Source organism: Salmonella sp. A7 (genome assembly GCF_020181675.1).
Lineage (GTDB): Bacteria > Pseudomonadota > Gammaproteobacteria > Enterobacterales > Enterobacteriaceae > Salmonella > Salmonella enterica.
Genome location: NZ_CP084001.1, coordinates 3,570,459 through 3,583,197 on the forward strand (window position 1 = coordinate 3,570,459; position 12,739 = coordinate 3,583,197).

A 12,739-nucleotide genomic window follows, 5' to 3' on the forward strand; every position below is an offset into this window, starting at 1 on the left:
TACAGGGCATTATTCATGGATCCACGGCTACTGGAGTATTACAACCGCGAACTGAGCTACCTGCGGGAGACCGGTGCTGAGTTCGCCACCCTCCATCCCAAAATTGCCGCCCGACTGGGGATGCAGGGAACCGATATTGCCGACCCGTATGTGGAACGCATGATCGAGGCGTTCAGCTTTCTGAGCGCCCGTACTCAGCTAAAAATTGACGCCGAGTTTCCCCGCTTCACACAGCGATTACTGGAAGTCGTCAGCCCCAATTACGTCACCCCCACGCCATCGATGGCAGTGGTAAAGCTGTATCCCGATACGCAGGAAGGCGACCTGGCGAAAGGGGTCACCGTGCCGCGCGATACCGCGTTCGTTTCCCCCATCCCGGAAGGCGAAAATACCGCCTGCCAGTTTCGCAGCAGCCAGGACGTCACGCTGTGGCCGCTGTCCATCGAGGAGGTACGCCTGACCGCCGCGCCGCCGGATATGCCCGCCCTGCACCGCTATCTGCCGCCTAATATTCATGTCGCCGGGGCATTGCGCATCACCCTGCGAACCTTCGGGGAACTGATTTTCAGCGAGCTGGCCGGTCCGGCACGGCTGCCCTTTTACCTCTGCGGCGAAGAACGCATTGCGTCACACCTGTTTGAGCTGCTGCATACCAGCGCCGTCGCCACACTGGCCGGTGAACCCGGTCACTTTGACGGCGAACTGAATGTGAATCTTCAACACCCGGTGGCGCACGAAGGGCTGGAGCCAGGGCAGGGGCTGCTGCCGCTCGCCTGGAACGTGTTTCACGGCCATAATCTGCTGCATGAATTTTTCGCCTGTCCGGAACGGTTTTACTTCTTCACCCCGACCGGATTGTCTGCCGGGTTACAAAAGGTGCAGGGCAATGTGGCGGAAATTGTCATACTGCTTAACCGCCTGCCGCCGGACTGGCTGATTCATCAGACGGACGCTGCACAGTTCAGCCTGTTCTGTACGCCGGTGATCAACCTGTTTCCCCGCACCACCACCCGGATTGAAGTCACTCACAGCGTGACGGAACAGCATCTGGTAGTGGATCGTACCCGTCCGCTGGATTACGAGGTGTTTTCTGTTCAGGAAGTCGAAGGCCTGGAAGCGGAAACCACACGGAAGATGATTTTTCGTCCGCTGTATCACACCCGTAATAATGACGAAGGCAACCACGGGCGTTATTTTTCACTGCGTCGTGAACCGCGCCGCTCGTCAGAAAACGCCCGCCGCTATGGCACCCGAACCGCCTATACCGGCTCGGAAATCTTCCTGTCGCTGGTTGATCAGCATGAAGCGCCCTACCCGGAAAATATACGCCATATCACCGTCACGGCAATGGTGACTAACCGCGATCTGCCCTGCCTTATTCCACGTAATGGCCGGGATGATCTGACCGTAGATGCGGCGATCCCGGTGGCGGGCGTGGGTCTTATCAGACCGCCGCGCCCGCCGCAGCCGCCGCTGGCTGAACGCGAAATGGCCTGGCGGCTGATCCGGCAGTTGTCGTTTAATTATCTGCCGCTGGCCGATCTGGATCACCGCACCGGCGGCCAGGCGCTGCGCGATCTGCTGAATCTGTTTATTCTGGCTCACGACAGCCCGCAGTCGCGCCAGGTGCGCAGCCTGATTGGCTGCAAAACCACCCCAGTAACCCGCCGCCTGCCCGGCTCCGGTCTGTTGGTCTATGGCCGGGGCGTTAGTTGCGAACTGACCGTGGACGAAGAAGGATTTTCCGGTATCAGTCCTTACCTGTTCGGTCTGGTGCTGGAACACTATATTGCCCGCCATGTTTCCATTAATACCTTCTCACAGATGACGCTGCACTCGATGCAACGCGGGCATGTCATGACCTGGCCGGTAAGAACCGGGCAACGGGGGAGCGTATGACCGGCGCTCTCGACCAGGCGCAGAAAACCCCATGGCGTTACGGATTCCTGAACCTGATGCGGCGCGTGGATGCCCAGCTCTGTGATACTCCGGCAGGCAGTATCTGGCAGCCACGGATGGAAAAATTCCGTCTGGGACAGACGCCGACGATGACCTTTGCGCCACGGGAAATCGCCCAGGTCAGCTGGCAGGATGGACGCCTGCACCTGAGCCTGTACAGCCTCGGACTATGGGGGCCAAACGGCCCGTTGCCGCTGCACTATACCGAGCTGGCGCTAAACCGCTCAGAGAGTCGTCACGATCCGACGCTGGTTCATTTTTCCAATATTTTTCACCACCGCTGGCTGACGCAGTTCTGGCAGGCATGGCGCAGCGCCCAGTCCGCTGGTGGCGGGCTGGACAAACCGGAACACGACCGTTTTGCGTTTTATATCGCCAGTCTCAGCGGGCAGGATCTACGGGAAAGCGCCGAAAGCCCGCTGTCAGATCATGTTCGCCTGGCAGCCTCCGCTCATCTGGTACGCGAATCGCGTAATCCTGACGGGCTGGCCGCCACGCTGGCACACTATTTCAGCGTACCTTTTGCGGTGAAAGAATTCGCCCTGCACTGGATAACGGTGGCGAACGATGAAATCACCCGTCTGGGCACGCCCGCGCAGTCTTCGGTGCTGGGCAACGGGGCGCTTATCGGCCAGGCCGTACCGGATATGCAGTACAAATTCCGGCTAATTATCGGCCCGCTCACGCTGGAGGATTATCTGCGTTTTCTGCCCGGCGGCAACAATCTGCCCGTGCTGACAGAACTGGTGCGTACGTTCATCGGTTTTGAATATTGCTGGGAAATTGAGCTGCAGTTGAAGCCCCATGCCGCACCGCCTGCGGTGATCGGCGGCGCGCAGCGGCTTGGCTGGACGGCCTGGGCAGGTAAAGCCATGCATGACCGTCCGGTGACCGGCATGATTTTTGAACCTGAACACGGCTTAACCCACTGAGAGTAATGATATGGACATGTCCCTGACTAAACCGGTAAGCGCGGAACAACCCTGCGGCCCCGATCCGGAGTACGATCCGGAATACCTGCTGCTGTTCAGCCGCGCCGCCCCCCAGGCGGAGGCGCAATATGGTGATTTTGTCAGTACGCCGGAAGCCGTGAACTGGCCGGAAATTGAGCGTGATGCGCGCCGTCTGCTCACGCGCAGTAAGGATATCCGGGTGTTGATCCTGCTGCTGCGCAGTCGCATCCAGCAGGCTGGTGCACAGGGACTGGCGGAAATGCTCACACAACTGGCAGAACTGAGCGTAATCTGGTCTGATGCACTCCATCCACAGCTGCTTACCGGCGAAGGCGCATCCGCAGAATCTATTGAAGATGCGGCGCTGGCGCGCAGTAATGCCCTGGCGGCGCTGCTGGATCACGAAGGCGTGATGGCAGACATTCGCGGTATCACGCTGTCAAACAGTGCCGCCCTGCGCCTGCAGGTACGGGATGTCGAGCGCGCGTTATCCGCTCCCCGCCCGGCTGATGCGCTGGCCCCCGAATCCGTCCGCCAGCAACTGGCCGACCTCGAAGCCCGTGGGGCATTACCGCTGGCGGAGTTTCGCGAAGCGCAGGAAAGCGCAGAACGCCTGCAAGTGTGGGCGCGTGAGACATTAGGCGATCTGGCTCCAGATTTTTCACGCCTGCGGCAGTTGTTGGCGCTGCTGCCTGACGTGGTACAGACAACCACGCCGGAAATCCCTCCGTCGCCAGCGCCAGACCCCGCAGGCACGGTTATGGATAATGCCGTTCCGGCACGGGCAGAGGATGTGCCGCCTGTCAACACGCCCCCCGGTATATCCCTCCCACACAATGCTGAACCGGGGCCAATTCGCGATCGTAATGATGCGCTGGAACGCCTGCGGTGCATTCGTCGCTGGTTTGAGAGCAGTGAACCCAGTAGCCCGACCATCCCACTGTTACGCCAGGCTGAAAGACTGGTGGGAAAACGGTTCTCGGAGGTGATCAATGAGATCCCGGTGGAGTTGCTGGAGAAGTGGGATGCCCTGGAATGATGATGCACATGTCTGGCGGTTCTCCGTGATTATCTGAGTGATATCAACATTACGCAGTCTGCTTCTGCGCTGAACATGTCCCGATCCCGGTTAAGCACCGCCATGAGGCCGCGCCTTAAATGTCAGTGGGACAAAATAACCATGGCAGTGAAAGAAGTGGCGGTAATATCCTGTTCGTCATCCAGGCGTAGGCCCATTTGCGTCAGATTCCACGATAGACGGAGGAACTTCTTGAAGACGAAAAAAAACCGTATCCCTTTTACAGTGATACGGTTTTTTTACTTCACAGGATGTATAAAAACACCCTGAGATTTGTATCTGGCGGAACGGACGGGACTCGAACCCGCGACCCCCTGCGTGACAGGCAGGTATTCTAACCAACTGAACTACCGCTCCGTTATGTTCCCGCTGGGAACGAGGCGAATATTACGGTTTGCGGTGTCGCCCGTCAACGCTTTTTCTCACCTTTTGAATCAGTTGCTGCAAAAATCGCCCGAAGGATGATTTTTATAGCCTAAAAAGGAATAAATTACGCCCGCCAAAGGCAACTTCCGCCCTTTTTCTGCACCAGATCAAGCCGCGATTCATGCGCAGCCAGCTCTTCATCAGAGGCGAAAACGACCCGTAACCGGCTGGCCTGGCGAACGATTCGCTGAATGGTCTCTTCACCTTGCTGCCGTTGCGTCTCTCCTTCCATCGCAAACGTCATGGACGTTTGCCCGCCCGTCATCGCCAGATACACTTCAGCAAGGATCTGGGCATCGAGCAATGCGCCGTGCAAAGTACGTTTGCTATTATCTATCTCATAACGCGAACACAGCGCATCAAGGCTGTTACGCTTGCCGGGGAACATTTTCCGCGCCAACGCCAGGCTGTCGGTAACTTTGCAGAAAGTATTGGTTTTAGGAATATCGCGTTTAAGCAGACCAAACTCATAATCCATAAAGCCGATATCGAACGATGCGTTATGGATGACCAGCTCCGCGCCGCGGATATAATCGAGAAACTCATCGACCACATCAGCAAAAACCGGCTTATCCAGCAGAAACTCATCGGCGATGCCGTGTACGCCAAACGCTTCCGGATCCACCAGCCGATCCGGCTTCAGGTAAACGTGGAAGTTATTACCGGTCAGACGACGGTTTATCACCTCAACCGCACCGATCTCAATAATCTTGTGACCTTCATAGTGCGCGCCTATCTGGTTCATACCGGTGGTTTCGGTATCGAGGACAATCTGTCGTGTAATTGCAGTGCTCATATCGGTCATTTATGTCAGACTTGCGTTTTGTTATCGATTTCAATTACAGGAAGTCTACCAGAGATGCTTAAACAGGTAGAAATTTTCACCGATGGCTCTTGCCTGGGGAATCCAGGGCCTGGTGGTTATGGCGCTATCTTACGCTATCGCGGTCATGAAAAAACGTTTAGTGAAGGTTACACGCTGACCACCAATAACCGTATGGAACTGATGGCGGCGATCGTCGCGCTTGAAGCGTTAAAAGAACATTGCGAAGTGACATTGAGCACCGACAGCCAATATGTGCGGCAAGGAATTACCCAATGGATTCATAACTGGAAGAAACGCGGCTGGAAAACAGCGGAAAAGAAACCCGTAAAAAATGTCGATCTCTGGAAACGTCTCGATGCTGCGTTAGGTCAGCATCAGATCAAATGGGTATGGGTCAAAGGCCATGCAGGCCATCCCGAAAACGAGCGTTGTGATGAACTGGCGCGCGCCGCGGCAATGAATCCCACGCAGGAAGATAGTGGCTACCAGGCGGAAGCTTAGCCATCCGGTTTGCGATATTGCCGGGTGGCGCCAACGGTCTGGCGGATAGGGGTTTTACTTTTATTATGTCGCAGCGGATTAAGCGTAAGCGGGATGGTCCGCTTACGGGCCACAATAAGCTGTAAACAGCCCAGCGCCGGGATATGCGTATTTAATAGCCGCCCTCCCTGCTTTTTCCAGGGTAAGACATGAAAACGGCTATAATGTAGCACTTCAAAATTGAGTAAAGACAGCCAGTCCAGTTGCCGCATAAGGGTAAACATCCGACTATTATAGGGCGGTGTTTTACGTAAAACGGGTACCAGTTTACGTAACCCCATCAAACTCAGCGGGTTAAATCCACTGATGACCAGCCAACCGTCATCAATCAATACGCGGTCGGCTTCCCGTAATAAACGGTGCGGGTCGGTACACCACGGCAAAGTATGCGCCAGCAGACAAACATCGACGGATTTATCCGCAAAAGGAAGATGTAGCGGATCGGCCAGAACCTGCATCGGCGCCCCCTGCGATGAAACATTCACCTGATGGGAGACCGCGCACGCTTCGGAATTGATTTCTGCGCTTAAATTACCGATTTTAAGCAAATGGAAACCATACATTTTTGCAAACCACGGATTGAGCTGCTGTTCCAGCGCCTCACGGTAGTAATTGCCCCAGGGCAACTCACCCCAACATCCGGGCGCAACGACAGTTTGAGAGAGCCTTGCCGGTTTCATCGCAACCTTCCGCTAATTATTTGAGAGGTAATATATGAATCTTAACAGTATTCCCGCGTTTCAGGACAATTACATCTGGGTGCTGACCAATGATGAAGGCCGCTGTGTGATTGTTGATCCCGGCGAAGCGGCCCCCGTCTTAAAGGCCATTGCTGAACATAAGTGGATGCCGGAGGCGATTTTTCTGACGCATCACCATCACGACCATGTTGGCGGAGTCAAAGAGCTGTTGCAACACTTCCCGCAAATGACGGTTTATGGACCGGCGGAAACGCAAGACAAGGGAGCAACCCATCTTGTTGGCGATGGCGATACTATTCGCGTTTTAGGCGAGAAATTTACTCTTTTTGCCACGCCGGGTCACACGTTAGGACACGTCTGTTACTTTAGCCATCCTTACTTATTCTGCGGCGACACGCTGTTCTCTGGCGGCTGTGGTCGACTGTTTGAAGGCACGCCATCACAGATGTATCAGTCACTTATGAAAATTAATTCTCTGCCTGACGACACGCTCATTTGCTGCGCTCACGAATACACTTTAGCTAACATTAAGTTCGCATTGAGCATACTTCCGCACGATTCGTTCATAAATGAATATTATCGTAAAGTTAAAGAGTTACGTGTAAAAAAACAAATGACATTACCCGTTATTCTTAAAAATGAGCGTAAGATTAATCTTTTTTTAAGAACTGAAGATATTGATTTAATTAACGAAATCAACAAAGAAACAATATTGCAACAACCAGAAGCGCGTTTTGCATGGTTAAGGTCAAAGAAAGACACGTTCTGATAATTCTTACTTGTCATTCGCTAACTTCGCCGTTATGATCGGTCGTCTTTTAAGCAACTATTGACACACACATGAAGGCAAAAGCGATATTACTCGCCTCTGTCCTGCTTGTGGGGTGCCAGACGTCTCAGGACACTGGCAACGTCCAACAGCACGCACAGAGCCTTTCTGCAGCTGGTCAAGGGGAAGCAGGAAAGTTTACGAGTCAGGCACGATGGATGGACGACGGAACGTCTATCGCGCCAGATCAGGACTTGTGGGCTTTCATTGGCGACGAGCTAAAGATGGGAATTCCGGAAAACAGCCGGATTCGCGAACAGAAACAGAAGTATTTACGCAATAAGAGCTATCTCCACGATGTAACTTTACGGGCAGAGCCGTATATGTACTGGATAGCGGGGCAGGTTAAGAAACGTAACATGCCTATGGAGCTGGTACTACTACCCATAGTGGAGAGCGCTTTTGATCCTCACGCAACGTCTGGCGCCAATGCCGCAGGCATCTGGCAGATCATACCGAGCACAGGGCGCAATTATGGTTTAAAGCAGACCCGTAATTATGACGCGCGTCGCGATGTTGTAGCCTCTACGACCGCCGCGTTAGACATGATGCAGCGTCTGAACAAAATGTTTGACGGCGACTGGCTGTTAACCGTTGCAGCGTATAACAGCGGCGAAGGCCGTGTTATGCGGGCAATTAAAGCAAACAAAGCGCGTGGAAAACCGACGGATTTCTGGTCGCTTTCTTTGCCCAGAGAAACAAAACTCTACGTACCTAAGATGCTGGCATTGAGTGAAATTCTCAAAAACAGCAAACGCTACGGCGTACGTCTGCCAACAACAGATGAAAGCCGAGCGCTGGCACGAGTTCGTTTAAACAGTCCAGTTGAAATGGCCCAGGTTGCGGATATGGCGGGCATGTCTATCAGCAAGCTGAAGACGTTTAATGCCGGTGTAAAAGGGTCTACCTTAGGCGTAAGCGGTCCGCAATATGTTATGGTGCCCAAAAAGCATGCCGAGCAGTTGCGTGAGTCGCTGGCTTCCGGTGAGATTGACGCCGTTCAGTCCCAACTGATCGCCGACAATACGCCGTTGAATAGCCGTAGCTATAAGGTGCGCTCTGGCGATACGCTTTCCGGTATTGCTTCGCGGCTTGGCGTAAGCACGAAGGACTTGCAGCAGTGGAACAACCTGCGTGGTTCGCGCCTGAAAATCGGGCAAAGCCTGACCGTGGGCGCTGGCAGCAGCGCACAACGACTGGCAAACAATAGCGATAGCATTACCTATCGTGTCCGTAAAGGCGATTCGCTTTCCAGTATCGCCAGACGTCACGGGGTGAATATCAAAGATGTGATGCGCTGGAACCATGATACGGATAATCTACAACCGGGCGATCAGCTTACGTTGTTTGTGAAGGACAATAGCACGCCAGACTCCTGATATTGTCCGACGAAAAAGCCAAAAGGCGCCGCTTCCCCCGGCGCCTTTTAAATTGCTATACCGCTTTATGCGCTTCCAGCATGATAGTATCGCTGCTAAACGAGCCGTCATCCTGCAACTCAAAATAACGCTTCACCTCTACCGGGGCGCTCGCCTGATATAATCGAATCGCCTCAACCAACGGCGCTGGCGTACGCATCCGCGTTACCCATGAGCGAAACTCCAGCGATAAACGATCGGTTATCACGGTATTCGTTACCAGCATCGCGTTATTGACCATCGCCAGCCATTCGCCACTGGAATAGTTACGGACATGCGACGTGTCGCGTAACGCCTCCACCGTTTGCAGCCAGATATCGCGTACAGGATGTCCAGGCGACATGACATCCATGATAATCAGCACGCCGCCGGGTTTTAATACACGATAACCCTCACGCAATGCCTGACCAACGTCGTGCCAGTGATGCGCGGAATAGCGGCTAATCACCACCTCAAACGATGCATCTTCAAAGGGCAGTTTTTCGGCATAGCCTTGCCGGAGAGTAATATTACTTAAATGTCTTTCTTCCGCCGCTCCAGCGACAACCTCAAGCATGCTGGCGGATAAATCGTATGCCACGACCGAGTTGGCATGTTGCGCAGCGACAAAACTCGCGTGTCCAGCCCCACATCCCATATCCAGTACGTTCGCGTGGGAAAAATCAGACAACCTTTGCGCCAGCCGCGCTAAGTCACGACCCGCTGCGTGAACGGCGCTATGTAAATAGGCGTTCGCCTGTGAACCAAACTGCTTTTCAACATTGTCATGGTGGGAATGCGTTGTCATGGTAGTGCCCTTCTGTTATGAGAAAAATAGAGGGCAGCACCCGCAGAGGCCTGCCCCACGGCAGACCTGACGCACCTTTATTGCTCAGGTTTGCCGGGACTGAATTCAACGAGTAGCGGATTGTGATCGGAAGCGCGCGTCACCAGTACGGAGGCTTCATTCACGTTTAACCCACGATAAAAAACAAAATCCAGCGGTCGTCCAAACGCACGACGGCGCTGATCGTCAGTGAAACGCACCTGGCGCAGCGACATCTCACGTGCAAAGCGGTACAACGCATTCATACGTGGACGGCTCCAGGCATTAAAATCACCCGCCATAATGACAGGGCCGCTATGGTGCGCAATCTGGTCGCCGATCGGAAGTAACTGCTTACTGTATACGTCCACGCCCAGACTAAAATTTACCGCATGAACATTTACTACCATTAATAAACGGGTATCCGGCAAGGGATATACCGTCACCAGGGCTGATTTCGCCAAACGTAAAATCGGTTCTCTTTCCCGTAAAGGGCAGCAGTAAACAGGATGGGCGGCAGAAAGCGTCATGACGCCAGACGGATGCTGAGGTAATACAAAAGCGGGAACCTGATCGGCGGCAAGATAGTTAGCGGTGGCAAACTGTACCAGTTCAGGCGTCGTCTGCGCCTCCTGCAACAGGACCAGATGCGCATCTTTGCCGTAGTTCTTCAGCACCGATAACCATTCGGCTCGCTGCTGCTTGAATATATTCCACACGAGGATACGGATCCGCTCTTCACTGCTTAGCGGTTCCCCGGCGGGCAATGCCTGGCCGATGCTCGCAAACGACCCGGGCGGCAAAATCCGCTCGGCGGGCTGTCCGGCAACATAGCGCATCGCATAGGTGTTTTTTCGCACTTTTGACTTTCAAACCTCTGTAACGTCAACCAGTCCTCAACCGGACTGGTTCTTCTGTTATAGGGATTTTAGCACTCACTTTCAACGAACAATTGCAGTTTGTTTTGTAAGTAGGCGCTTACATCAATAATTTACTCCAGAGCAATGCGTACAGGTTTATCAAGACGTCCGCTGACACCCATCAGCAGGAAAGCCACCAGAACAATGAGGGCGCCAATCCACGGCGTCTGCGCCAAACCGTAATGCGCCACCGTTTGTCCGCCAATCACGGAGCCCAGCGCAATACCAATGTTAAACGCCGCAATGTTCAGACCTGACGCCACATCTACCGCATTGGGCGTAAATTGTTCCGCTTTCTGTACCACATAGACCTGTAACCCCGGTACGTTACCGAAGGCAAAGATCCCCATCACCAGAATAGTGACCAGTGCGGCGTACTGAGTAGACGCGGTCACCTGGAAGACCATCAGCAGAACAAACAGCGCGGCGAAAATGAATTTCAGCGCCGGCACGGCACCATGCTTATCCGCCAGTTTACCGCCCCAGATATTGCCGATAGCCACAGATACGCCATACCCCAGTAGGATCCAGCTTACCGCTGCCGGGGAGAATCCCGCCAGATCCTGCATCATCGGCGCCAGAAAGGTGAATGCCGTGAATACCCCGCCGTAGCCCAGCGCCGTAACAGCGTAAATCAGCAACAGACGAGGATGAGTCAGTACTTTCACCTGGTCACGAATGCTGGCGGCCGCCCGACCGGGGATATTGGCCGGGATCAGCAATTGACTACTCATCAGCGCAATCACGCCTAACAGTGATACCGCAAGGAAGGTCTCACGCCAGCCAAAATGCTGACCGATAAATGTGCCCAGCGGAACGCCCGTGACCAACGCGACCGTTAAACCACCAAACATAATAGCGATCGCAGAAGCCGCTTTCTCTTTTGGCACCAGACTTGTCGCGATGGTAGAGCCAATCGAGAAGAACACGCCGTGCGCCAGGCCCGTCAGCAAACGGGCAGCGATTAATGTCATATAGCCCGGCGCCTGCCATGCCAGCAAATTCCCCACCGTAAACAAGACCATCAGCGCAACCAGTAACTGCTTACGCGGCAGGCGTCCGGTCAGAGCGGTCAGCACCGGCGCGCCAATAGCCACCCCCAGCGCATAGATTGAAACCAGCATTCCGGCGGAAGGTAACGAGACAGCCAGTTGTTGTGCAATGGTCGGCACCAGGCCGACAATCACAAACTCAGTCGTACCGATAGCGAAGGCACTTATTGTCAGTGCAAATAAAGCGAGAGGCATACATAACTCCATAACAACAGTAATCAGATGACACGCAGTATGCCTGGATGTTTTAATGACAAAAATAGCCAAAATATCAATTTAATTTTGCTGCAGGAGCAAAAATGAAAGCCACCTCCGAAGAACTCGCAATTTTTGTCGCTGTCGTGGAAAGCGGCAGCTTCAGCCGGGCGGCAGAGCAGCTTGGACAGGCCAATTCCGCTGTCAGCCGGGCAGTTAAAAAGCTGGAGATGAAGCTCGGCGTCAGTCTGCTTAATCGTACGACACGACAGCTGAGCCTGACTGAAGAAGGAGAGCGATATTTCAGGCGCGTGCAGCAGATACTGCAAGAAATGGCCGCCGCAGAAACGGAAATCATGGAGTCGCGTAATACCCCGCGCGGCTTACTGCGTATCGATGCGGCAACGCCGGTAATGCTGCATTTCCTGATGCCGCTGATTAAACCTTTTCGTGAACGATATCCGGAAATAACGTTGTCTCTTGTCTCCTCAGAAACGTTCATCAATCTTATTGAACGAAAAGTGGATGTTGCGATACGCGCAGGCACGTTGACAGATTCAAGTCTGCGCGCGCGTCCGTTATTTACCAGTTATCGCAAGATTATCGCTTCACCTGACTATATTGCCCGCTTTGGCAAGCCTGAGAGCGTTGAAGAGTTAAAACGGCATCTGTGCCTGGGGTTTTCTGAACCCATCTCGCTCAATACCTGGCCAATAGCCTGTAGCGATGGGCAGCTCCATGAGATCGAATGTGGGATTTCTTCCAACAGCGGGGAAACGTTAAAACAACTTTGCCTGAGCGGTAACGGCATTGCATGTCTTTCAGATTATATGATTGATAAAGAGATCGCGCGGGGAGAACTGGTGGAACTGCTGGCCGATAAACGTCTGCCGGTAGAAATGCCTTTCAGCGCCGTTTACTACAGCGATCGTGCCGTCAGTACACGTATCCGGGCATTTATCGACTTCTTAAGTGAACATATAAAAAAAGCTCCCGAAGGAGCTGTGAAAGAGGGTTAAAGGGTACAAAGGGTCAGG

Annotated in this window: 12 protein-coding genes and 1 tRNA gene; 7 read left to right on the plus strand and 6 right to left on the minus strand. The window is 53.7% G+C overall.

The features are described 5' to 3' along the window. The first annotated feature begins 15 nt into the window (after window positions 1–15). From tssF to LCS67_RS17565, 3 genes are read left to right on the plus strand one after another with little or no spacing between them, the layout of a single operon-like run. Window positions 16–1,899 carry a type VI secretion system baseplate subunit TssF gene (gene tssF, locus LCS67_RS17555; protein WP_031564775.1) on the plus strand — a complete coding sequence of 628 codons (1,884 nt, stop codon included), beginning with the start codon at window positions 16–18 and terminating at the stop codon, window positions 1,897–1,899. Beyond that, the gene (gene tssG, locus LCS67_RS17560; protein WP_000145239.1) at window positions 1,896–2,891 is read left to right on the plus strand and encodes a type VI secretion system baseplate subunit TssG; all 996 of its coding nucleotides are present in this window, start codon (window positions 1,896–1,898) and stop codon (window positions 2,889–2,891) included. Before tssF ends, tssG begins: the two co-directional genes overlap by 4 nt. Before the next feature lie 10 nt (window positions 2,892–2,901). Further along, window positions 2,902–3,951, plus strand: a complete 1,050-nt coding sequence (locus tag LCS67_RS17565; RefSeq protein WP_000367623.1) for an ImpA family type VI secretion system protein — start codon at window positions 2,902–2,904, stop codon at window positions 3,949–3,951. A 319-nt stretch (window positions 3,952–4,270) separates the two neighbouring features. Here LCS67_RS17565 and LCS67_RS17570 read toward each other — a convergent pair. Next, window positions 4,271–4,347 (minus strand) — tRNA-Asp (locus LCS67_RS17570). A 133-nt stretch (window positions 4,348–4,480) separates the two neighbouring features. Continuing rightward, entirely contained in the window at window positions 4,481–5,212 is a 732-nt protein-coding gene (dnaQ, locus tag LCS67_RS17575; protein ID WP_001562201.1) for a DNA polymerase III subunit epsilon, read from the minus strand. A gap of 63 nt (window positions 5,213–5,275) precedes the next feature. On the opposite strand from dnaQ, the gene rnhA reads away from it, so the two are divergent. Continuing rightward, complete coding sequence (gene rnhA / locus LCS67_RS17580; RefSeq protein ID WP_000917872.1) at window positions 5,276–5,743, plus strand: ribonuclease HI; 468 nt, start codon at window positions 5,276–5,278, stop codon at window positions 5,741–5,743. Here rnhA and LCS67_RS17585 read toward each other — a convergent pair. After that, window positions 5,740–6,462 carry a class I SAM-dependent methyltransferase gene (locus LCS67_RS17585; protein WP_000801231.1) on the minus strand — a complete coding sequence of 241 codons (723 nt, stop codon included), beginning with the start codon at window positions 6,460–6,462 and terminating at the stop codon, window positions 5,740–5,742. The two genes, rnhA and LCS67_RS17585, sit on opposite strands and share 4 nt — an antisense overlap. A gap of 34 nt (window positions 6,463–6,496) precedes the next feature. Here LCS67_RS17585 and gloB point away from each other — a divergent pair, with 34 nt between their 5' ends. Next, window positions 6,497–7,252: a hydroxyacylglutathione hydrolase gene (gene gloB / locus LCS67_RS17590; protein WP_001052773.1), complete on the plus strand. Its 756-nt coding sequence runs from the start codon at window positions 6,497–6,499 to the stop codon at window positions 7,250–7,252. 71 nt (window positions 7,253–7,323) lie between these two features. After that, window positions 7,324–8,691, plus strand: coding sequence for a murein transglycosylase D (gene mltD, locus LCS67_RS17595; RefSeq protein ID WP_080183857.1), 1,368 nt, complete (start codon window positions 7,324–7,326; stop codon window positions 8,689–8,691). Between the two features lie 55 nt (window positions 8,692–8,746). On the opposite strand, the gene LCS67_RS17600 is transcribed toward mltD, so the two are convergent. The 3 genes from LCS67_RS17600 to LCS67_RS17610 form a co-directional block, all read right to left on the minus strand. Beyond that, window positions 8,747–9,517 carry a class I SAM-dependent methyltransferase gene (locus LCS67_RS17600; RefSeq protein ID WP_000207218.1) on the minus strand — a complete coding sequence of 257 codons (771 nt, stop codon included), beginning with the start codon at window positions 9,515–9,517 and terminating at the stop codon, window positions 8,747–8,749. Between the two features lie 77 nt (window positions 9,518–9,594). Beyond that, window positions 9,595–10,395 carry an endonuclease/exonuclease/phosphatase family protein gene (locus LCS67_RS17605; RefSeq protein WP_001230970.1) on the minus strand — a complete coding sequence of 267 codons (801 nt, stop codon included), beginning with the start codon at window positions 10,393–10,395 and terminating at the stop codon, window positions 9,595–9,597. Window positions 10,396–10,526: 131 nt separating this feature from the next. Continuing rightward, window positions 10,527–11,702 carry an MFS transporter gene (locus LCS67_RS17610; protein ID WP_001127552.1) on the minus strand — a complete coding sequence of 392 codons (1,176 nt, stop codon included), beginning with the start codon at window positions 11,700–11,702 and terminating at the stop codon, window positions 10,527–10,529. 104 nt (window positions 11,703–11,806) lie between these two features. Between LCS67_RS17610 and yafC the strand changes: the two genes are divergently transcribed. Next, window positions 11,807–12,721 carry a DNA-binding transcriptional regulator YafC gene (gene yafC / locus LCS67_RS17615; protein ID WP_000648526.1) on the plus strand — a complete coding sequence of 305 codons (915 nt, stop codon included), beginning with the start codon at window positions 11,807–11,809 and terminating at the stop codon, window positions 12,719–12,721. Window positions 12,722–12,739 lie beyond the last annotated feature (18 nt).